Consider the following 21,449-nt stretch of genomic DNA (forward strand, 5'->3'; position numbering starts at 1 on the left):
GGGAGTAAGGGGACAACGTGCGCAAGATCGTGCGCCGCCACCTGGGCAAGGTGGTGGCGGGGACGGGTATCGCGGTGGCCGGTACGGCCGTCATGATCGCGGTGACGCTGCCGGGAGCGGCGGGTGCCGACGAGTCGGGAGGCACCGGGACCGCCGGGAGCACGGCGAGTACGGACGGCACCGGAGAGTCCGCGGGGCAGCAGGCCGTGGCACCGCCCGGGGTCGTCGAGCAGGTGCCCGCCGAGGGCGAGAAGGGCACGGGCCGCGATCCGCTCACCGACGGTGAGACGGCGCGGGTGGAGCGGATCGCCCTGAACCGGCAGTTGTTCGATTCCAGCGAGAACGTCGAGGGGAAGCGCGGCCCGCAGCGGCTCGCCATCGACCTCGCCGAGCCCGAGGCCACCGAGGTCGACGACCCGAACGCGCCGCGGCGCGCGGACGTGTCGTACTACGACTACAAGGACGACACCCTGGTCACCAGGACCGTCAACCTCGACACCGGCAAGGTCGAGCGGACCGGCACCCAGCACGGCGTACAGCCGCCCCTGAGCCGCGCCGAGACGGCCGAGGCGACCGCGCTCCTGATAGCCGACCCCCTGGGCGCGGGCCTGAAGGCCGACTACAAGGACGCCACCGGCGCGGAACTCACCTCGCCGGACCAGCTGCTCGTCACCAGCATGGTGTACCGGGCCACGCCGGGCGCCCAGCCCGCCGTACTCGACACCTGCGGCGACCACCGCTGTGTGCGGCTCTTCCCGAAGGTGAAGAACGGGTCGTGGATCGACGCCAGGTCGATCGTGATCGACCTGAGCGCCCGCAAGGTGGCCAAGCTCGGCTGACCCCTGGGCGAGCGGCCCTCGGTTCACTTCTCAACCTCCTTTTACTTTCCCCAGCTCTCTCCAGGGAGTCACGACTTCATGCGCGTCAACAACAACAGCCGTACCCGAGGGCGGGCGACGGTCGGGCTCGTCGGCCTCTCCGCGGTCGCCCTGTCCGCCGGCCTCACCTCGGCGGCGGGCCCGGCCGTCGCCCAGCCGAAGGCCGGACCCGTGCCGCCCGCCGAGTGCAGCGCGCCCTACCGCATCGAGAAGAAGCTCGCCACGGGCACCACCTGGCGGATGTGCTACCGCTACGAGAGCGAGGCCGGGCTCGTCCTGGAGAACATCTCGTACCAGCCCCCGGGCGAGGCCCGGCCGATCAAGGTGCTCAACTCCGCGCGGCTCGGCCAGATACACGTCCCCTACGACGACGGAAAGGCCGAGTACCAGGACCTCACCGGGGCCGGCTTCGGCCAGGGCCTGATGAACCTGGCGGCCGGTGAGTGCCCCGGCGGCACCATCAAGACCGTCAAGGTGCCCGACGCCTGGGACCCGGAGAACGAGAACGTCAAGGGCCTGTGCACCACGACCCGTTCACGTGGCCACGCCTACCGCATGCAGGGCGACACCGCGAACAAGGTCTACCAGACCCAGGGCAAGGACCTGCTCGTCTACACCGTCAACCAGGTCGGCTGGTACGAGTACATCACCGAGTGGCGCTTCCAGGACGACGGCACCGTCAACATGAACATCGGCGCCACCGGCAGCCTCGCCCCCGAGGACTACGACGCGGGTGACGGCCGCGGCTGGCCCATAGGCAAGGGCGCCAAGGCGTACGCCACCAGCCACAGCCACAACGTCTTCTGGCGGCTCGACTTCGGCCTCGACGGCTCCTCCAAGGGGAAGGTCGAGCAGTACGACTCCGTGGTCAGCCCGCCCGCGAACGGCCAGGAGGGGCCGACCAACAAGACGACCCGCACCCAGGTCAAGAAGGAACTCGCCGGCGACGCCAAGAACATGCGCTGGTGGCGTGTGGTCAGCGCCACCGGCAAGAACAAGGACGGCCACGCGCGGTCGTACGAGATCGTCCCCGGCGCCACCAACAAGTACCCCGGCCGCACCTACACCCGGCACGACGTCTACTTCACCGAGTACAACAAGTGCGAGCAGTTCGCCAGCGACAACCTGGGCAACTGCGGTGCCGGCGCCAAGACATCCGTCGACGGATGGGTCAACGGTCAGACCCTCACCCACCCGATGGTCTGGGTGAACGTGGGCTTCCACCACATAGCCCGGGACGAGGACCAGCAGCCCATGCCCGTCCACTGGCAGGGCTTCTCCATCGCCCCGCGCGATGTCACGGCTATGAATCCGCTCACTCCGGCCGCCCTCGCCGACCAGAACGGTCATGTCGAAAGCGGTAGTTGAGAAACGACCCTGTCCATCCTGCTGCACCGCTGACCGCTCCCGGAGTACCCTTCCTTGATCGTTGGCCGGGACCGGCCACGGGGAGAGCTCGGGGGAGCGGAAGGCGGTACGCGGGTGGGGTCGGGAGGGCTGGAGCTGCCCCCTGGTGACGAGAGTCACGAGGGGAACTCCACAGAGGTCCCGCCCGGTGCGGTGTCCCTGGCACGGCCGATGGAAACGGGCTCCATCGGACCGGAACTGGACTGGGACGCCGACGCCTGGCACGAGGTGCGTACACGCGCCCAGCGAGCCGGCCGGGCCTACATCTGGCTGAACCTGGTCGAACAGCGGCTGCGCGCGGTCGTGGCCGCTGTTCTGCGCCCCATCTACGAACCCGTCCACGGCGACGAGTGGGTGGTCGCCGCCGCCGGGCCGGCCGGCCAGGAGTGGGTGCAGCGCGCGGTCGCCGTACGTGAAGTCAGCCGCCGAAAGGGCTACTTGCTCGACCCGGCCGACGACAACGTCCTCAGCTTCCTGACCCTTCCCCAGCTGCGCGAGCTGATGGTGCAGCACTGGCCCTGCTTCGAGCCCTACGTGGACGAGCGCCGTGACGTCGAACTCGCCCTGGACGAGCTGGAGGTCACCCGTAACGTCGTCTCCCGCAACCGGGCCCTGTCCGAAGCCGTCCTGAATCAGGCCGAGCGGGCCTCGGGCAAGCTCCTGGAGACCCTCGGCGCGGGCGGTGACGTGCCCTCCGCGCGCCGTCTGCCGGTCGACGCGGTCGAGGACCTGGTGGGCGAGCGGTACGGGGACGTGGTCGCCGTACACACCGACCGGGTGCGGCTGATGCGCCAGTTCCCGGCCGAGGACATATTCGGCGGCGCGCGTCGCCTCGACGCCATCGGAATCGGCCTCAATCTGCTCGTGCAGAACTTCTCCGGGCGGCGACTGGTACGGCTGGCGGAGTCGGGCTGCCGGGTACGCCTGCTGTTCCTGAACCCCGCGTCCAGCGCGGTGAAACGGCGCGAGCGTGAACTCGGCCTCAAGCGCGGCGAGTTGAGCCGTGCGGTGGAGATGAACATCCTGCACATGCGCCGGGTGCGGTCGAGTCTGCGTGACCCCGGCGCCTTCGAGATCCAGGTCTTCGACGAGACACCCCGCTTCACGGCCTACCTCGTCGACGGGGACGGCTCGGACGGAGTCGCGATAGTGCAGACGTATCTGCGCAGGACGCGGGGGATGGAGGCACCGGTGCTGGTGCTGCGTGGTGGGAGCCGACTGGTCAAGTCGGGCGAGACGGAGGAGATCGGTCTCTTCCCGACATATCGCGAGGAGTTCGAGGTGGCCTGGGCGGATTCACGTCCGGTGTCCTGACCTGCCGGTCCTCCTCAAGCGGAATGCGGTCCTCTGATTGTCAGTGGCTCATGGGATCGTGGAGACCACTGGGGGAAAGCACCACCAAGAAGGCTGGAAGGGGGGCCAGGCATGGGCTGGCACCATGAGCTGCTGATCGGCTTCGACCTGGAGACGACCGGGACGGATCCGAGCGAGGCACGCATCGTCACCGGCGCGGTGATCGAGGTGAGGGGCGGTGAGCCGCTCGGCCACCGCGAATGGCTGGCCGATCCGGGGATGGAGATCCCGGCGGAGGCGGTGGCGGTGCACGGCATCACCACCGAGCGCGCCACCAGCGAGGGCCGGCCCGCCGACCAGGTCGCGGACGCGATGGCGGACGTACTGGCGACGTACTGGAAGACGGGCGTACCGGTGGTCGCCTACAACGCGAACTTCGACCTCACCCTGCTCTCCGCGGAGTTGCGACGGCACGGCCTGCCGTCCCTGCGGGAGCGGCTGGGCGGTCTGGAGCCGGCGCCGGTGATCGACCCGTACACGATCGACCGCTCCGTCGACCGCTACCGGCGCGGCAAGCGCAACCTCGAAGCGGTGTGCAGGGAGTACGGCGTACCACTGGACGCGGCTCACGACGCGTCGGCGGACGCCCTGGCCGCGGCGCGGCTGGCGTGCGCGATAGCCGAACGGCATCCCAAGGTCGCGGGACTGGGACCGGTGGAACTGCACCGGCGTCAGATCGAGTGGTATGCGGAGTGGGCGGCCGATTTCCAGAGCTTCCTGCGCCGCAAGGGAGAGACGGACGCGGCGGTGGACGGGACGTGGCCGATACGGGAGATGGTGGGCGGCACCCCCAGCCCGTCCGGCGCTTGAGGACGAGGCCCCTTCAAGGCCGACAGGCGGGGTCTGGGGGCGCAGCCCCCAGTGGGGGTCCCCCCTCTGAGGGAGGGACGGGTAGGGGCGGCGGGGGCGAAACCCTCGCAGGCGCCAGACGGCGCGCACGGTGAGCCCGTTCCACCGACTGCCCCCAGTACGTACCCGTGACCATCAGCGTCGCGCCCAGCGCCGTGAGCGGCGTCAGATGCTCGCCGCCCAGGGCGATACCGATCGCCGCGGCCCAGATCGGCTCCGTGCCCAACAGCAGGCTGGCCCGGCTCGCCGAGGTGCGCTGCACGGCCCACGTCTGGGCGAGGAACGCGAAAACGCTGCAGAACAGGGCGAGATAGAGCAGCTGCGTCCAGGTCCCGGTGTCGGCGCGGACCAGCGTCGGCAGGTCGGGGGCGGCGGCCGGCAGGAACAGGGCCGTGCCGATCACGGTCTGCAGTGTCGTCAGGTGAAGGGGGCGGATCGGCCGGCCTGTGGTGAGGCGTCCGACCAGGGCCACATGGACCGCCCGTACGAGGGCCGCGCCCAGCATCAGCAGGTCACCGAGACGCGGTGCGTGGAAGCCGTTGCCGGACATGAGCAGGCCGACGGCCAGGACGCAGAGGCCGGCGGCGGCGTAGAAGGCCGGAGGCAGCCCACCTGGGTGTCCGGCGCGATCGAGGAGAGGGGTGAGCACGATGGTCAGGCTGATGATCAGGCCCGCGTTGGCGGCGGTGGTGTGCGCGACCCCGTACGTCTCCACGACGAGGACAGCGGCCTGGGTCATCCCGAGCGGCAGCCCGGCCCGCACCTCCTCCCTGGTCCAGAGACGAAGACCACCGCCCCGCTTCGGCCCCGTGCCCCGCCCGGCGGCGACCAGGCCGAGACAGGCGAGCGCGGAGAGGGCGTAACGCGCGAACAGGACCACGAGGACGGGCAGGGCGGAGGTCGCTGTCTGGGCGGACAGATAACTGGAACCCCAGACGAGCGCGACCAGGAGGAGTACCGCGTCGGTACGGCGGGAGTCGGACACGCGACCACAGTGCACCGGCGACAACTCTGAAGCCCAGGCCCAGTCTCTTCAACAATCTTTTAGCTTTACTACATGGTCCGTCTACACTCACCCCGTGGACGAACGTCAGCTGCGGATCCTGCGTGAACTGGGTGAGCTGGGCAGTGTCACCGCGGTCGCCGACGCCCTGCTCGTCACCCCTTCGGCCATCTCGCAGCAACTGCGGCTGCTCCAGCGCGCCATCCCGGTGCCGCTCACGGAGCGGCAGGGGCGTCGGCTGGTGCTGACCGACGCCGGGCAGGCGCTGGCGGGCGCGGCGGCCGAGGTGGAGTCGGCGCTCGCGCGGGCCCGGCACACCGTCGAGGAGTTCCTGGACCGGCCGGACGGGGAGGTGTCCGTCGCGGCGTTCCACAGCGCGGGCGCCGCGTTCTTCCCGCTGCTGCTGCGGGCCCTCGCCGGACCGGACGGGCCGGTGCTCGCCCTGGCCGACGAGGACGTCACGCAGGACGACTTCCCGTCGCTGACCCGGGAGTACGACCTGGTCCTCGCCCACCGTCTGGACCACGCCCCGCCCTGGCCGCGCACGGTGACGGCGACCCCGCTGCTGCGCGAACCCCTCGACGTGGCCATGCCCGCCGACCATCCGCTCGCCGCCAAAGGACGACTGACCCCCGGCGATGTGGCCGACCAGCCCTGGATCGCCGTGCACGACGGCTTCCCGATCATCGCGACGATCGAGGCCATCGCCACGGCGGCGGGCCGTCGTCCCCGTCTCGCCCACCGGATCAACGAGTTCACGGTGGCGGCGGAGGTGGTGGCCGCCGGCGGAGGCATCGCCCTGATGCCCCGCTGGACCTCCCGCCCGCACCCCGCTCTCGTCCTCAAGCCCCTCAGCGGCGTCCAGGTCAGACGCCGCATCGACGCCCTCCACCGCCCGGAACGAACGGCCCGCAGGGCGGTAAGAACCGTACTGACGGAACTGGTCAGAGCAGCACAGGCAATCAAGGCCAAGGAGTAGCGCCCCTTTCAGGGGCGCGGGGGACTGCGCTACAAGCCACAGCGAGTCCGCAGCCGCCGAACAACAGCAAGTCCACGTCACCGGGCGCTCAGAACGAATACCACCGCACAGTCGTATCCCCTTCTCTCAACGACCCCACCCGCCGAGAGAACTCCACCAACGCCGCCGGATTGACAGGCGCATGCTGCGCCACCCACGCACAACTCGCCGTCTCCCGCGCCCCCCGCAGTACCCCGCACCCCTCCCACTCCCGTACGTCCCACCCGTACGCCTCCACGAACGCGGCATACGCCTCGGCCGGAAGGGCGTAGCGGTCGTGGGAAAGGGCCATGACCACCAGGTCGTGCTCGCGCAGGTCGGCGGAGAAGGTCTCCAGGTCGACCAGGACCGGACCGTCCGGGCCGATGTGCACATTGCGCGGAAGCGCGTCGCCGTGGATCGGGCCGGGCGGCAGCCGCGGGGTGAGCGCGGCGGCGGCCGAGGCGAAACCGTCGCGGCGTTCGCGCAGATAGGCGGCGTCCGCCGGGTCGACGGCGTCGCCCGCGAGCCGCAGCCACCGCTCGACGCCGCCCAGGAGTTCGCGGGGCGGCAGCGCGAAGGCGCGCGGGGCCGGCAGGGCGTGGACGGTCCGTAGGAGTTCGGCCAAATCCCCGGGTTCGGCGGCGCGTACGGGATCGGGCAGCCGGTGCCACACCGTCACGGGGTGGCCTTCGACGAGGTGTGCCTCCGGGTCGGCCGCGCGTACCGCCGGGACGCCCTCTTCGGTGAGCCACTGCGCGATGGCCAGTTCCCTACGCGCGCGGTCGAGGAGTTCGGCGTCGCGGCCCACCTTGACGACCAGGTCACCGGCGGCGAACACCGCGTTCTCGCCCAGCGCGAGAAGCCGCGCCTCCGGTGCCGTCCCGGGCAGTACGCCCGCCGTGGCCAGTACGTCCCGGGCCCGTGCCTCGTCCATCGTCCGCCTCCCGCGCAGTCCCTCGTACCCGGCTGTGCGAGTACGCCGGTGTATGTCCGCGAACGGCGTCGGGTTCACGCCATCCGCCGGTCAGTGTCGCATTCGTACTGGTGGGGGCGTGTGCGCGGCGCCTTGACGGGTTACCAGGGATTCACGACCCTGACGGGGCCACCTCGGGCGACCAAAGGAGCCGATCACGTGACATTGGCGACCGGAACGAGGCGGCCGGCCAAGCAGGCGACCCGCGCCGGGCCGGACGGCGGCCGGTCGCTCGGCGGCCACGGCGCCTGGTTCCTCGTCCTGCCCGCCCTGATCCCGATCCTCGTCCTGAGCGTGGGACCGCTGCTGTACGGGATCCTGCTGGCGTTCACCGACGCCCAGTCGGGCCGGACCGCGTCCACGCGGTGGATCGGCACCCTCAACTTCCAGGACCTGCTGCACGACACACTGTTCTGGGAGTCGTTCCGGATCGGGCTGGTGTGGGCCGTCGGGGTGACCGTGCCGCAGTTCCTGCTCGCCCTCGGTCTCGCCCTCCTCCTCAACCAGGAGTTACGGCTGCGCTGGCTGGCCCGCGCCCTCGCGATCGTCCCGTGGGCGATGCCCGAGGTCGTCGTCGGCATCATGTGGCGGCTCGTCTACAACGCGGACGCCGGCGTCCTCAACGAGACGCTGCGCGACCTGGGCCTGGGCGACGGCCGCGACTGGCTCAGCGGCCTTGCGACCGCACTGCCCGCCGTCGTCGTCGTCGGCGTCTGGGCGGGGATGCCGCAGACGACGGTCGCCCTGCTCGCCGGGTTGCAGAACACCCCGCGTGAACTGCACGAGGCGGCGGCCATGGACGGCGCCGGCGCCTGGCGCCGCTTCAGGACCGTCACCTGGCCGGCCCTGCGGCCGATCGCGCTCGCCATCACCGCCCTCAACCTGATCTGGAACTTCAACTCCTTCGCCCTGGTGTACGTCCTGACGAACGGCGGCCCCGGCGGACGAACTCGGCTGCCGATGCTCTTCGCCTACGAAGAGGCCTTCCGTTACGGGCAGTTCGGCTACGCGGCGGCGATGGGCTGTGTGATGGTCGCGCTGATCTCCGTCCTGCTCGCCGTGTTCCTCGCCGGCCGGCTGAGGGGAGGCGAGGAGAGTTGAGGACGAGCACGAGCGCCCGCGTCGGCCAGTACGCGGCCCTTCTCGCCTATCTCGCGTTTCTGGCCCTGCCGTTCCTCTGGCTGCTGTCCACCGCTTTCAAGTCCCCGCGGGAACTGGGCAGTCTGCACCCCACCTGGATCCCGAAGCACCCCACCCTCGACAACTTCCGCCAGGCCTTCGACGAACAGCCGTTGCTGCACGCCGCGTCGAACTCCCTGTTCGCGGCGGCCTCGGCCGCCCTGGTCGCCGTACTCCTCGCGACCCCGATGGCCTACGTCATGGCACGGCACCGCACGCTGCTCGGGCGGGCGGTGACCGGGTGGGTGGTGGTGAGCCAGACGTTCCCGTTCGTGCTGGTGATCATCCCGCTGTTCCTGGTGCTGAAGAACCTGCGGCTGATCGACTCCGTATTCGGCCTGGTGATGGTGTACGTGGTGTGGTCGCTGCCGTTCGCGCTGTGGATGCTCGGCGGCTATGTACGGGCCGTGCCCGTCGAGTTGGAGGAGGCGGCGGCCGTCGACGGTGCCGGACGGCTGCGCACGCTGGTCTCCGTCACGGCGCCGCTGCTGGCACCGGGGATCGTGGCCACGGCGCTGTTCGCGTTCGTCACCGCCTGGAACGAGTTCTTCTTCGCCCTGGTGCTCCTGAAGACGCCGGAGAAACAGACCCTGCCGGTCGTCCTCACCCACTTCATCGGCGCGGAGGGCGTGGCGGACCTCGGTCCGCTGGCCGCCGCCGCGTTCCTGGCGACGCTGCCCTCGCTCGTCGTGTTCGCGATCATCCAACGCCGTATCACCGGCGGCATGATGGCCGGGGCGGTGAAGAGCTGATGCGCGCGCGATGGCTCGTCGCCCTCATGCTGCTCCTCGCCGGCTGCACGAGCGGCGGTGGCGGCGACGCGGACGGCAGGATCACCCTCCGCTTCCAGTCCCTCGCCTGGCAGGACGAGTCCGTCGCCGCCAACAAGGCGCTGGTGAAGGAGTGGAACGCGACCCATCCGGACGTCAAGGTCGAGTACGTGCAGGGCAGTTGGGACAGTGTTCACGACCAGCTGCTCACCTCCTTCGAGGGCGGTGAGGCGCCCGACATCATCCATGACGCCTCGGACGACCTGGCGGACTTCGCGTACGGCGGCTACCTCGCCGATCTGCGCGACCTGCTGCCCGAGCGGCTCAAGTCCGACATCCCGCAACGGAGTTGGGAGACGACGACTTTCGGGGGTGGCGTCTACGGCGTGCCGTTCCTCCAGGAGCCGCGTGTGCTGATCGCCAACACGAACTGGCTGAAGGAGGCGGGAGTACGGATCCCTACTCCCCAACAGCCTTGGAGTTGGCCGGAGTTTAGGAGGATCACCCGACAGCTCAGCGGTGACGGCAAGTACGGTGTGGCCTGGCCGCTCAAGGAGCCCGTCTCCGGCACACTCAACCTGTCCTTGTCGGCGGGCGGGCAGCTGTTCCACCGAGGCGCCGACGGCAAGGTGACCGTCAGCTTCGGCGCCGCCGAGCAAGTGGTCCCCCGTACGATCCACGACCAGGTCAACTCCGACAAGAGCGCGTCGGGTTCGACGCTGGGCAGCGGCGGCTCCGACACCCTGCCCGGGTTCTTCGGCGGCAGGTACGCGATGGTTCCGCTCGGCTTCTCCTACCGTCAGCAAGTCGCGCAACAGGCGCCGAAGGGCTTCGAGTGGCAGGTGCTGCCCGCACCGGCGGGCGCCGACGGACTCACCCAGGGCGTCAGCCCGCAGACCCTCTCCATCGCCGAGGACAGCCGCCATCAGCGGAAGGCGGCCGAGTTCGTCGACTTCCTGCTGCGACCCGACAACATGGTCCGCCTCGCCCTCGGCGACTGGATGCTCCCCACCGGCACCGAGGCGCTGAAGGCCCCGGCCCTGCGCACCCAGAAGAACGGCTGGGCCCCCGGCACGGCTCTGGCCGCCCACCTCCGCTCGGCCCCCGCCCAGTCGGTCCGTGGCTACCCGGAGTGGAAGGACAAGGTCGCGACCCCGGCTTTCCAGGAGTACTACAGCGGCGCGATCGACCTCGCTGAGCTGCGGAAACGACTGGAGAGGGACGGCAACCTGGTGCTGGCGCGCTATCAGCGGTGAATCGCACACCTTCGTCACCGACTGCCAGGGCAAGGAAGAGGGCCCGTTGGCTCCCCGGTGACCAACGGGCCCTCAGATCAAGGGACTTGCGGCATGTTCAAGTGACTCAGACTCCGACCCGCTCACCCTCCACGGCGGGCGGCGGAGGCGACGACAGGGTCTCCGGCGCCTCGTCGTGCGTCAGGTCCGGCAGACGGTTCAGCCACTTCGGGAAGTACCAGTTGCGCTCGCCCAGCAACGCCATCACCGCGGGAAGCAGCACACCCCGGATGATCGTCGCGTCGATGAGCACCGCCGCCGCGAGGCCCACACCCATCTGCTTCATGGACTGCATCGACAGGGTCCCGAAGATGGCGAACACGGCGACCATGATGACGGCGGCACTGGTGACGACCCCGGCCGTGGTGACCACCCCGTGCTGGATCGCGTCCTTCGTCGACCGGCCCCGCAGATGTGCCTCCCGGATCCGGGAGACGACGAACACGTGGTAGTCCATCGACAGGCCGAACAGGATCACGAACAGGAACAGCGGCAGCCAGGTGATGATGGCGCCCACGCCCTCCGCGCCCACCAGCGACGCGCCCCAGCCGTGCTGGAAGACGGCGACCAGGATGCCGTAAGCGGCCCCGACCGACAGCAGGTTGAGCACGATCGAGGTGATCGCGATGGTCAGGGAGCGGAACGACAGGAGCATCAGCAGGAAGGCGAACACGACCACGAAGGCGAACACCGGGGCGACCGCGCCGGCCAGTTGGTCGTTGAAGTCCTTCGAGCCCGCGACCTGACCGGTGATCGGCGCCGAGACACCGTCGACCTTGCCGAGGGTGGCCGGGCGTACCTCGTCACGCAGCTTGTCCAGGCTCTCGCCCGCCTTGTCCAGGTCGGAACCGCCGACCAGCGGGACGTACACGAAGGCGATGTTCTCGGCGTCGTGCAGCTTGATGTCCACCGGGCCGCGCGAGGCGCCCGAACTGACCGCCAGCGCACGGAAGTCGGCGAGTGCGGACTTCACGTCGGGCGCGTTGATGTCCTTCGCCTTGACGATCACCTCGGCGGGGTCGGAGCCGCCGGGGAACGCGTCGTTGACGCGGTTGTAGGTGCCGACGATCGGCAGTGAGTCGCCGAACTCCTGGTCCAGGGTGAGGTTCTGGGTCTTCATACCGAGCGCGGGCGCGGCGACGGCGAGCAGCGCGCCGGCCGCGACCAGCAGCGAGACGGCGGGCCTGGCGAGGACGACCTTCAGTACGGCCGTCCAGAAGCGGCTCTCCCCGTTGCCCTTGCCGCTGCTGCCGTTACCGCGCCGCTTGTCGGGGTGCAGGAACGGGATCCGGCCCTTCTCGACCCGCTCGCCGAGCAGCGAGAGCAGTGCGGGAAGGACGGTCACCGAACCGACCATGGCGACCGCCACGACCATCAGGGAGGCCAGACCCATCGCCTCGAACGTGGCGAGCCCCGTGAACAGCATGCCCGCCATCGCCACGCACACCGTGACACCGGAGACGATGATCGCGCGGCCACTGGTCGCCGCGGCGATCCGCAGCGCGGCCTCCGGACTGCGGCCCGCCGCCCGTTCCTCGCGTTCCCGGCGCAGATAGAACAGGCAGTAGTCGACACCGACGGCGAGGCCGACGAGCAGCATCACGGAGCTGGCGGTGTCGTCCATCGGCTGGATATGGCTGACGATGCCCATCAGCCCCATCGTCGCCATGATCGCGGTGATCGCCAGTGCCACCGGCAGCAGGGCCGCGACCAGCGCGCCGAACGCGATCAGCAGAATGCCGAGCGCCACCGGTACGGCGGACAGTTCGGCCTTCTTGAAGTCGTCACCGAAGGCGTCGTCGAACGTCTTGTTCATACTGGCGCCGCCGATCTCCTCGATCCGCAGCTCCGAGTGGTCCTTCTGGACGTCCGCGACGGCCTTGAGCACCGGCTCGACCCGGTCGCCCGCAGTGTCTGCGTCGCCCCGCATGTCGAACTGGACGAGCGCGCTGTGTCCGTCCTTCGAGAGGGTGTTCGTGTCGTACGGCGACTGGACGTCAGTGACCTTGCCGGTCCCGTCGACCGCCTTCATGACGTCGGCGACCGCGGCCCGGAACGAGGCGTCCGTGGCCTTGACGCCAGAGTCCTTCGCCTGGATGAGGACGGTCTCGCTCGCGGGTTCGTCGATCCCGGCGTCCTCGATGATCTTGGCGGCCGTGTGGGTCTCGCCCCCCAGCTGGTCGCTCTCCTTGACCTCGACGCTGCCGGCGGCGGAGCCGAGCCCCATCGCCAGGACGACGAACAGCACCCAGATCCCGACGGCCGCCCAGCGGTGCCGGGCGCTCCAGCCGCCGGCCCGGGCGGCTATGCCGCGTACCCGCGTTTCTCCGTTCCCCATGTCGGGCTTGCCCCCTCGTGTGCGGCGACAGCCCCCTGCCATCACCTTTAGTTCGAAGGTATGGGCCGGATAAGACCATCTCCTCGTACTCGCCGGTGACCTGCGTCCGGCCGAAGTCCTCCCCTCGGACACCGGCGTCTCCCCACTGGGTAGGACACCGGCCCCCTACATCTAAAAGACGATCTCGGGGTGGTTCATCGGGGGCGCTGTCAGCGGGCCGCCCTATGGTGAGCGGATGACGACAGGTGAGAAGGCCACGACGACCTATGCGGCGCTGCTGCGCGGTATCAACGTGGGCGGCAACAAGAAGGTCCCCATGGCCGAGCTGCGGACTCTTCTGGAGGGCCTGGGGTACGGCGGCGTACGGACGTATCTGCAGAGCGGCAACGCCGTCTTCGCGGCCGGTCGCGGGGACGAGGAGTCCCTCGCCGGGGAGATCGCGAAAGCCATCGCGGAGCACTTCGGATTCACCGTCGACGTGATCGTGCGCGACCACGCACACCTGCGGGCGATCAGGGACGACTGCCCCTTCCCGGCAGCGGAGTTGGAGGCCAGACAACTCCACGTCACCTACTTCTCCACCCCCGTCGAAGAGACCCGCTTCGCGGACATCGACCAGGCCGCCCACCTCCCCGAGGAGTTCCGGCTCGGCGACCGCGCGCTGTACCTGTACGCACCCGACGGCCTCGGCCGCTCCAAGCTCGCCGAGCAGCTTGCCAAGCCCCGCTTCCTGAAGGGCCTCATCGCTACCAGCCGCAACTGGAACACCGTCGTCAAGCTGGTGGAACTGACCGAGGACGGAACCCCGGGAAAATGAGCCCGACGCGTGACGAACACCGCGACGGGGAGCGAGACCCCGCCGTCGACGCCGCCATCGAGGCCGAACTGCGGCTGCTCGACCCGGAGGTCCGCGGCTCACCCGGGCTGACCGGAGCGCTGCTGCATCCCGGGTTCCACGAGTTCGGCGCCTCGGGGCGGCACTGGGACCGGGCGTCGATCATCGCGTCCCTCGCCGCGACCACCGAACCGGGCGCCCGCCCCTTCGCCGTCTCGCACCTGACCGGCGTACGACTCGCCCCCGACCTGGTCCACCTCACCTTCGACACGGACAGCAACGGCCGCCGCGCCCACCGGAGTTCACTGTGGCGCCGGGACACCGAAGGCGGCGACTGGCTGCTGTACTTCCACCAGGCCACCCCGTTCGGCGACGACGGAGCCTGACCTACTGGAGTGACCTACCGGCGGTCCAGTCGCGACAGTTCGGCGCCGGACAGCCGTACGGCCGAGGCGTCCAGGTTCTCCTCCAGGTGTACGAGGGAGCCCGTGCCCGGGGTGGGGCAGAGCACCGGGGAGCGGTGCAGCAGCCAGGCCAGCGCGATCTGGGCCGGGGTCGCTCCGTGCGCGGCGGCGATCTCCGCGCACACCGGGTCGGACGCCAACTCCCCGTTGCCCAGCGGAAACCACGGCAGGAACGCGATGCCGTGCGCCTCGCACAGTGCCAGCAGCGGCTCGGAGGAGCGGTCGAGCAGGTGATAGCGGTTCTGCACGGAGGCGATGGACGTCAACTCGACCGCGGCGATCAGCTGTTCGGCCGTCACCGAGTCGAGGCCGACATGGCGGATCCTGCCCTCCGCGCGCAACTCGTCGAGGGCGCCCAGCTGTTCGGCCATCGGGACGCGCGGGTCGAGCCGGTGCAGCTGGTACAGGTCGATGGTCTCGCGCCGTAGCCGCCGCAGACTCGCCTCGCACATCGCGCGCAACCGCTCCGGCCGCCCGTCGATGTGCCAGGCGTCGGGGCCGGTCCGTACGACACCACCCTTGGTGGCGACCAACACCCCCGCCGGGTAAGGGTGCAGCGCCTCGGCGACGAGTTCCTCGGCGATCGACGGGCCGTAGTTGTCGGCGGTGTCGATCAGCGTGACGCCCCGGTCGACGGCCCGGCGCAGAACGGCCACCGCGTCGGCGGGGTCGCCACGAGGGCCCCAGTAGCCGGGGCCGGTCAACTGGGCGGTGCCGTAACCGAGACGGCGGACCGGAAGCTCGCCACCGATCGTGAATCTTTCCGAAGCCATACGGTGGACGCTACCTGTGCACTGCACGCACCGTGGCAGGCTGATCGGCATGCGCTACATCATCATCGGAGCAGGGGCGGTCGGCGGTGCCGTCGGCGGGCGGCTGGCCGGGGCGGGACACGAGGTCGTCCTCGTCGCCAGGGGCGCGCAGTACGAGGCGCTGCGCACCGACGGGCTGCGGCTGGTGACGCCGGACGGCACACACACGCACCGTCTGCCGGCCGTCGACGGACCCGCCGGACTCGGGGAACTGCGCGCCGACGACGTGCTGGTCCTCGCCGTCAAGACACAGGACAGCGAAGCGGCCCTGGCGACCTGGGGGCCGGCGCCCGTCGAGGGCGGCGGTACGGCCGCCGAGCGGCTGCCGTTGCTCTGCGCGCAGAACGGCGTGGAGGGACCGCGGCTCGCGCTGCGCCGCTTCCGGCGGGTGTACGGCGTCTGTGTGTGGCTGCCCGCGGCCTACGAGGAACCCGGCATCGTCTCCGCCCCGGGCGCCCCCCTCACCGGCATCCTCTTCCTCGGCCGCCACCCGCACGGCACCGACGACACCGTCCGCCGGATCGCCGCCGACCTGGAGAAGTCGGCGGCGATCGAGGCGCCGGTGGTGCCGGACGTGGCGCGCTGGCAGTACGCCAAGCTGCTCACCAACCTGGGCAACGCCATCCGGGCGCTCAGCGGTGCGGCGGACAGCGAGGAGAGCGAGCGGCTGCGCGAGCGGGTGTACGCCGAGGGCGAGTCGGTGCTCGCGGCGGCCGGTATCCCGTATGCGAGCGCCGAGGAGACGAGGTCGAGACGCGGCGACAAGATCACCCTGCGTCCGCTGCCCGGCGCCGAGCCGGGTGGCGGCTCCTCCTGGCAGTCCCTGAGCCGGGCCACCGGCACCATCGAGACCGACTACCTGAACGGCGAGATCGTGCTCCTGGGACGGCTGCACGGCGTACCGACACCCCTGAACGAGCTGCTGCAACGGCTGGCCAACACGTTCGCCCGGGAGCGGAGGCCGGCGGGTTCACTGCCCTCGGCGGAACTCGTACGGCTGGCGGACGAGGCCGTCGCGGCTGCTCAGGAACCCACCAACTCCGGCTGCCCGTAAGGCGGTTCAGATAGCCGGAGACACCTACGCGCTCACCGCGGCCCGCCCCGACAACGGCACCCGCAGCGCCGCCTCCTCGTACCGCCGCAGCAGCAGCCGTGCCACCTCGGGCGACGGTCCGAGGACGTCCGCGAGTACGTCGGCCTGGGCCGCGCCCCGCGCGATGCGGTCCGGCAGGAACCCGGGGGCGATGACGTAGGGCGCGACGGCGACGCGCTCGCAGCCCAACTCCCGCAGTTCCCGTACCGCGTCCTCGGTGCGGGGGAACCCCGCGGGAGAACCGGCGGAGGCGAACGCAGGTCGCACGGCGCACCAACCGGTGTGCCACCACTCCCGCGCGATGTCGGCGATCACTGCGATCGCCTCCGGGTCGGTGGACCCCGCCGAGGCCAGTACGACCCCGGTCGAGGACTTGTCGGCGGGGGTCAACCCTGCCTCGTACAGGCGCCGTTCGAGGGCGGACATGAGTAGCGGCGACGGGCCGAGCACCTCCGCCTGGCGGATCCGCAGACCGCGAGGCGCGTCCCGCAGGACCGCAGGGATGTCCGCCTTGGCGTGGAAGGCGCGGGTCAGGAGGAGGGGGAGGGCGACCACGTCCCGTACGCCCTCCGCCGCCAGGGACTCCAACACCCCTTGCACGGAAGGGATGTTGAAGTCCAGGAAGCCGGTCTCCACGCGCAGCCCCGGCCGCAGCGACCGTACGCGCCGCACGAGGGCGTGCACGGTCGCCGCGTGCCGCGGGTCGCGGCTGCCGTGGGCGATGACGAGAAGAACCGGCTTCTGGAACACGTGACGTCAGCCCTTCACCAGGAGGCCGCGGCTGCGGAGCACCCGCCGTTCCACCGGGCTGAAGATCAGCAGGTCGACGGCGATACCGACGAAGAGGATCAGGAAGATCGCCTCGAAGATCATCGGCATGGAGCTGGCATTGCGGCCGTTCTCCAGCAGCGCGCCCAGACCGATGCCCAGGTCGGGGGAGGAGGCGATGATCTCCGCCGCCATCAGTGAGCGCCAGGAGAACGCCCAGCCCTGCTTCAGCCCGGCCAGATAGCCCGGCAGCGAGGCGGGCAGGACGATGTGCCAGGCGCCCTTCCAGCCGGTCGCGCCCATCGTGCGGCCCGCCCGCAGGAACAGCGGCGGCACCTGGTCGATGCCGGAGACCAGTCCGTTGGCGATGGACGGGACCGCGCCGAGCAGGATCACCGCGTACATCATCGAGTTGTTCAGCCCCAGCCACAGGACCGCCGGCGGCACCCACGCCACCGACGGCAGCGACTGGAGGCCCGACAGGACCGGGCCGATCGCCGCCCGGATGAACTTCACCCGGGCCACGACCAGACCCAGCGGGGTGCCGATCGCCAGCGCCAGCAGGAAGCCGAGCAGACCGCGCTCGACACTGGTCCAGATGTAGCCGAGGAGCTTGCCCTCCAGCCAGGCGTCCTTGAACTCGGTTGCCACATCGCCGGGCGAGGGCAGCTTGGTCGGGTCGCTGACGACGTTGAAGGTGATCAGCGCCTGCCAGATGAGCAGTACCACGCCGGTCGCGACGAGCGGCGGGAGGATCTTGGTGCGGAAGGTCACCGAGAAGGGCGTACGCCCGACGGTCACGTTGTCCAGCGCGTCCAGGCCGGCCTCCAGGCCGCCGGTCTGCCCGCTGCCGTCGGCCCGCTCCTGGCGCGTGTCCGTCAGGTCCGACTTCGTGTCACTGCTGGCCATGACGGCGGATCTCCCCACGCAGTTGTTCGGTGATCTCGATGGACAGCTCGGCCACCGGGGCGTCCTCGATGCGGCGCGGCTGCGGGATGTCCACCGTCCACTCGTGTGCCACGCGGCCCGGCCGGGACGACAGCAGGACGACGCGCTGCGCGAGCCGCACCGCCTCCCGCACGTTGTGGGTGACGAACAGGACGGAGACACCCGTCTCCGCCCAGATCCGGGTCAGCTCGTCGTGCAGCATGTCGCGGGTGATCGCGTCGAGCGCCGCGAACGGCTCGTCCATCAGCAGCAGCCGGCTCTCCTGGGCCAGCGCCCGGGCCAGTGCGACCCGCTGGCGCATACCGCCGGACAGCTCGTGCACCCGCTTGCCGTACGAGTCCTGCAGCCGGACGAGGGCGAGCAGCTCCTCGGCGCGACCGCGCCGCTCGTTCTTCGGAACTCCCCCCAGTTTCAGGGCGAGTTCGATGTTCCTGCCCGCGGTCAGCCACGGGAAGAGGGCGTGCTCCTGGAACATCAGGGAGGGACGCCCGTCGGTCCTGATAGTGCCGGCGCTCGGGTCGTCGAGACCCGCGACCAGGTTGAGCAGGGTGGACTTGCCGCAGCCCGAGGCTCCCAGGAGGGTGACGAACTCACCCGGAGCGACATCGAGCGTGATGTCGTCGAGGACGAGTTGCTGCCCGGCGGGCCCGGCGAAGGACTTCGATACGTGCTCGATTCGGGCGGCGTACTCGACTGACTCGGCCCGTTCGGCCTTGGCGATCGCGGTGGCCATGGTCGTCACCTCCTGGGAACTCTCGGGATCGGGACTACTTGACGCCGAGACCGGCGTCGTCGACCGGACTCTCGCCCTCGGCCTTGAGGACGTTGTTGAGCGGGGTGAGGTCGTAGATGCCCTTCAGCAGCGGGTCCTCCAGCAGACCGGCCTTGACCGCGTGCTCCGCCTCGGTGTTGAGGGTGGAGGCCAGCGGGTCGTTGGTGAACTGGATGGACTTCCACGCCGGGTCGATGACCTCGGGCTTCAGCGCCTTGCCGGAGTCGATCTCGAGCTGCGCGTTGGCCGCGGCCTTCGCCGCGTCGGAGTTGGCGTTGATCCACTTGTTGGTGTCGACCGAGGCCTTGAGGACCGCCTCGACGGCCTTCGGGTGCTCCTTGAGGAACTTCTGCGACACGATGATGTTCGTGATCACGAACTTCTTGTCGGGCCACAGGTCCGCCTCGTCGAGCAGCACCTTCGCGCCCTCGGCAACCAGCTTGGACGCCGTCGGCTCCGGCACCCAGGCGCCGTCGATGGAACCGGACTTGTAGGCGTCCGGGGTGACCTTGTTGTCGGTGCGGACGACCGAAACATCGCCCTTGCCGCTCTCCGCGTCGACCTTCCAGCCCTGGTCGGCGATCCAGTTGAGGAACGCCACGTCCTGGGTGTTGCCCAGCTGAGGCGTGGCGATCTTCTTGCCCTTGACGTCCTTGACGGACTTGATCTTCTTCGGGTTGACGACGAGCTTCACACCGCCGGACGCCGAACCGCCGATGATGCGGAGGTTGGTGCCCTTGGACTTGGTGTAGCCGTTGATCGAGGGGGAGGGGCCGATCCAGCCGATGTCGATGGAGCCGGAGTTCAGGGCCTCGATCTCGGACGGACCGGCGTTGAAGACCTGGTACTTCGCCTCCGTGGCGCCCAGCGCCTTCTGGAAGTACCCCTTGTTCACACCGACCAGGGCGGTGCCGTGGGTCAGGTTGCCGAAGTAGCCGATCTTGACGGAGTCGAGCCCGTCGATCTTCTGGGCGCCGGCGGCGACCTTCGCCTTGGAGCTGTCGTCCTTCGAGTCCGACCCGTAACCGCAGGCGGCGAGCGTCAGGAGGGGAAGTACGGCCACTGCGGCGAGGCCGCGGCGGAGGAGTGCAATGGGGGTGCCCCCATTCGAGCGAAGTCGAGAAAGGGGGAGGTTGGCAGGCACGGGAGGGGTTCCTCTCGTTGGCCCGGCGGTCACGCCCTCAGGTCGTGGCCGGGAGGTCGGCAGGTCTTCGTCGATGTCGGGACGTCCGGTGGGGGGACAGGGCGCGCAGGCGGTGCGCGTACGTCATCGCGCACATCGCGCGACTCCGCCCTGCCCGCTGCCGAGGGCGCCGCTGCCGACGCGGCCGCCCTCCTTCGCGAACGTGGAGAAGTAGTCCGTGACGTTCATGTCAGAAGTCCCACCCGTCGTCCTCGGCCTCGTCCTTGACGGGCTCCGGGGACGCGAACGACTCGCCGACCATGCCCGCGGTGAGCGTGGTGCCGTCGTTCGGGTCGATCAGGATGAACGAGCCGGTGCGCCGCGAGTCGGCGTACGAGTCGACGGGCAGCGGCTCCGCGGTGCGGATCTTCACCCGGCCGATGTCGTTGGCGACGAGCTGTCCCGGATGCGGGTGCAGGGACAGGTCGTCGAGCGTGAGCCGGGACGGGATGTCCTTGACGATCGCCTTGACCGTACGGGTGCCGTGCTTGAGGAGCACCCGGTGACCGACCGTCAGCGGCGCGTCGGCGACATGGCACACGGTCGCCTCGACGTCCTGCGTGGTCGGCGGCGCGTCCTTGCTGGGCACGATCAGGTCGCCGCGCGAGATGTCGATGTCGTCCTCCAGGAGGACGGTCACCGACTGCGTCGTGTAGGCGATGTCGACCGCCTTCCCGAGCAGGTCGATACCGGCGATCCTCGATGCGTGCCCGGACGGCAGGACCGTCACGGACTCGCCGACGTGGAAGGAACCGGCGGCGATCTGGCCCGCGTAGCCCCGGTAGTCGGGGTGCTCGGCGGTCTGCGGCCGGATCACGTACTGCACGGGGAGGCGGGCGTGGCAGTGGCTGAGGTCGTGGGTGACCGGGACCGTCTCCAGGTGCTCCAGGAAGGTCGGCCCGCCGTACCAGTCCATGTTCGCGGACGGGTCCACCACGTTGTCGCCGGCCAGCGCCGAGATCGGGATCGCGGTGATCTCCGGAACGCCCAGCTCCAGCGCGTACGCCGTGAACTCCTCGGCGATGGCGGCGAACACGGACTCCTGGTAGTCGACCAGGTCCATCTTGTTGACCGCGAGGACCACGTGCGGGACGCGCAGCAGCGCCGCGAGGGCCGCGTGCCGGCGGGTCTGCTCGACGACGCCGTTGCGGGCGTCGATCAGGATCACCGTCAGCTCGGCCGTGGAGGCACCCGTCACCATGTTGCGGGTGTACTGCACATGACCGGGCGTGTCGGCGAGGATGAACCGGCGCTTCGGCGTCGCGAAGTAGCGGTACGCGACGTCGATGGTGATGCCCTGCTCGCGCTCGGCGCGCAGGCCGTCCGTGAGCAGCGCGAGGTCGGGGGCGTCCTGGCCGCGGCTCGCCGAGGCGCGCTCCACGGCCTCCAGCTGGTCGGTGAGGATCGACTTGGAGTCGTGCAGCAGCCGGCCCACGAGGGTGGACTTGCCGTCGTCGACGGAGCCCGCGGTGGCGAAGCGCAGGAGCGTGGTCTCGGCCAGTTCGGTGAGTTCCGTGGTCGTGGTCATG

Annotated in this window: 20 protein-coding genes; 11 read left to right on the plus strand and 9 right to left on the minus strand. The window is 70.1% G+C overall.

Translation table 11 applies throughout. From position 1 onward, the window contains the following. Window positions 1–17 precede the first annotated feature (17 nt). The 4 genes from PV734_RS34465 to PV734_RS34480 all read left to right on the plus strand — a co-directional run bounded on the left by PV734_RS34465 (window position 18) and on the right by PV734_RS34480 (window position 4,448). The gene (locus tag PV734_RS34465) at window positions 18–839 is read left to right on the plus strand and encodes a Tat pathway signal sequence domain protein (RefSeq protein WP_319095808.1); all 822 of its coding nucleotides are present in this window, start codon (window positions 18–20) and stop codon (window positions 837–839) included. 78 nt (window positions 840–917) lie between these two features. Beyond that, a complete protein-coding gene (locus PV734_RS34470; protein WP_319293434.1) occupies window positions 918–2,246 on the plus strand; it encodes a copper amine oxidase in 1,329 nt (442 codons plus the stop codon). Between the two features lie 114 nt (window positions 2,247–2,360). Continuing rightward, complete coding sequence (locus PV734_RS34475; protein WP_319095806.1) at window positions 2,361–3,599, plus strand: SAV2148 family HEPN domain-containing protein; 1,239 nt, start codon at window positions 2,361–2,363, stop codon at window positions 3,597–3,599. Between the two features lie 111 nt (window positions 3,600–3,710). Further along, entirely contained in the window at window positions 3,711–4,448 is a 738-nt protein-coding gene (locus PV734_RS34480; RefSeq protein ID WP_319095805.1) for a 3'-5' exonuclease, read from the plus strand. A 13-nt stretch (window positions 4,449–4,461) separates the two neighbouring features. Here the strand turns inward: PV734_RS34480 and PV734_RS34485 are convergent, their stop codons facing one another. Continuing rightward, window positions 4,462–5,472 carry a DMT family transporter gene (locus PV734_RS34485; protein WP_319095804.1) on the minus strand — a complete coding sequence of 337 codons (1,011 nt, stop codon included), beginning with the start codon at window positions 5,470–5,472 and terminating at the stop codon, window positions 4,462–4,464. A 94-nt stretch (window positions 5,473–5,566) separates the two neighbouring features. Between PV734_RS34485 and PV734_RS34490 the strand changes: the two genes are divergently transcribed. Continuing rightward, window positions 5,567–6,469, plus strand: coding sequence for a LysR family transcriptional regulator (locus PV734_RS34490; RefSeq protein WP_319293435.1), 903 nt, complete (start codon window positions 5,567–5,569; stop codon window positions 6,467–6,469). A gap of 88 nt (window positions 6,470–6,557) precedes the next feature. Here the strand turns inward: PV734_RS34490 and PV734_RS34495 are convergent, their stop codons facing one another. Then, a complete protein-coding gene (locus PV734_RS34495; RefSeq protein ID WP_319293436.1) occupies window positions 6,558–7,424 on the minus strand; it encodes an aminoglycoside phosphotransferase family protein in 867 nt (288 codons plus the stop codon). Window positions 7,425–7,622: 198 nt separating this feature from the next. On the opposite strand from PV734_RS34495, the gene PV734_RS34500 reads away from it, so the two are divergent. Genes PV734_RS34500 through PV734_RS34510 form a run of 3 tightly spaced genes read left to right on the plus strand, consistent with a single transcriptional unit; the run spans window position 7,623 to window position 10,668 of the window. Beyond that, entirely contained in the window at window positions 7,623–8,564 is a 942-nt protein-coding gene (locus PV734_RS34500; RefSeq protein WP_319095801.1) for a sugar ABC transporter permease, read from the plus strand. Continuing rightward, a complete protein-coding gene (locus PV734_RS34505) occupies window positions 8,561–9,394 on the plus strand; it encodes a carbohydrate ABC transporter permease (RefSeq protein WP_319293437.1) in 834 nt (277 codons plus the stop codon). Before PV734_RS34500 ends, PV734_RS34505 begins: the two co-directional genes overlap by 4 nt. Continuing rightward, window positions 9,394–10,668, plus strand: a complete 1,275-nt coding sequence (locus PV734_RS34510) for an ABC transporter substrate-binding protein (RefSeq protein ID WP_319293438.1) — start codon at window positions 9,394–9,396, stop codon at window positions 10,666–10,668. The genes PV734_RS34505 and PV734_RS34510 overlap by 1 nt, the downstream gene beginning before the upstream one ends. A 106-nt stretch (window positions 10,669–10,774) precedes the next feature. Here PV734_RS34510 and PV734_RS34515 read toward each other — a convergent pair whose 3' ends face one another. Then, a complete protein-coding gene (locus PV734_RS34515) occupies window positions 10,775–13,045 on the minus strand; it encodes an MMPL family transporter (protein ID WP_319095798.1) in 2,271 nt (756 codons plus the stop codon). Between the two features lie 235 nt (window positions 13,046–13,280). Between PV734_RS34515 and PV734_RS34520 the strand changes: the two genes are divergently transcribed. Together PV734_RS34520 and PV734_RS34525 are read left to right on the plus strand one after the other, a co-directional pair. Next, window positions 13,281–13,862, plus strand: coding sequence for a DUF1697 domain-containing protein (locus PV734_RS34520; RefSeq protein ID WP_319095797.1), 582 nt, complete (start codon window positions 13,281–13,283; stop codon window positions 13,860–13,862). After that, window positions 13,859–14,266 carry a nuclear transport factor 2 family protein gene (locus PV734_RS34525; RefSeq protein ID WP_319095796.1) on the plus strand — a complete coding sequence of 136 codons (408 nt, stop codon included), beginning with the start codon at window positions 13,859–13,861 and terminating at the stop codon, window positions 14,264–14,266. Before PV734_RS34520 ends, PV734_RS34525 begins: the two co-directional genes overlap by 4 nt. Window positions 14,267–14,280: 14 nt before the next feature. Here PV734_RS34525 and PV734_RS34530 read toward each other — a convergent pair whose 3' ends face one another. Further along, window positions 14,281–15,117, minus strand: coding sequence for an aldo/keto reductase (locus PV734_RS34530; RefSeq protein ID WP_319095795.1), 837 nt, complete (start codon window positions 15,115–15,117; stop codon window positions 14,281–14,283). A gap of 49 nt (window positions 15,118–15,166) precedes the next feature. Here PV734_RS34530 and PV734_RS34535 point away from each other — a divergent pair, with 49 nt between their 5' ends. Continuing rightward, window positions 15,167–16,210 carry a ketopantoate reductase family protein gene (locus PV734_RS34535; RefSeq protein ID WP_319293439.1) on the plus strand — a complete coding sequence of 348 codons (1,044 nt, stop codon included), beginning with the start codon at window positions 15,167–15,169 and terminating at the stop codon, window positions 16,208–16,210. A 24-nt stretch (window positions 16,211–16,234) separates the two neighbouring features. Here the strand turns inward: PV734_RS34535 and PV734_RS34540 are convergent, their stop codons facing one another. From PV734_RS34540 to PV734_RS34560, 5 genes are all read right to left on the minus strand, one after another. After that, window positions 16,235–16,999 carry a sirohydrochlorin chelatase gene (locus PV734_RS34540; protein ID WP_319293440.1) on the minus strand — a complete coding sequence of 255 codons (765 nt, stop codon included), beginning with the start codon at window positions 16,997–16,999 and terminating at the stop codon, window positions 16,235–16,237. Between the two features lie 6 nt (window positions 17,000–17,005). After that, window positions 17,006–17,926, minus strand: coding sequence for an ABC transporter permease (locus tag PV734_RS34545; protein WP_319095792.1), 921 nt, complete (start codon window positions 17,924–17,926; stop codon window positions 17,006–17,008). Beyond that, window positions 17,913–18,698, minus strand: a complete 786-nt coding sequence (locus PV734_RS34550) for an ABC transporter ATP-binding protein (RefSeq protein ID WP_319293441.1) — start codon at window positions 18,696–18,698, stop codon at window positions 17,913–17,915. Before PV734_RS34550 ends, PV734_RS34545 begins: the two co-directional genes overlap by 14 nt. Window positions 18,699–18,732: 34 nt before the next feature. Then, window positions 18,733–19,830 (minus strand): ABC transporter substrate-binding protein, encoded by a 1,098-nt coding sequence (locus tag PV734_RS34555; RefSeq protein ID WP_319095952.1) that lies wholly within the window; start codon window positions 19,828–19,830, stop codon window positions 18,733–18,735. A gap of 280 nt (window positions 19,831–20,110) precedes the next feature. Further along, on the minus strand, window positions 20,111–21,448 hold the full coding sequence (locus PV734_RS34560) for a sulfate adenylyltransferase subunit 1 (RefSeq protein ID WP_319293442.1): 1,338 nt from the start codon (window positions 21,446–21,448) through the stop codon (window positions 20,111–20,113). Between the last annotated feature and the right edge of the window lies 1 nt (window position 21,449).

It is taken from the genome of Streptomyces sp. AK08-02, from assembly GCF_033795085.1.
GTDB lineage: Bacteria > Actinomycetota > Actinomycetes > Streptomycetales > Streptomycetaceae > Streptomyces > Streptomyces echiniscabiei.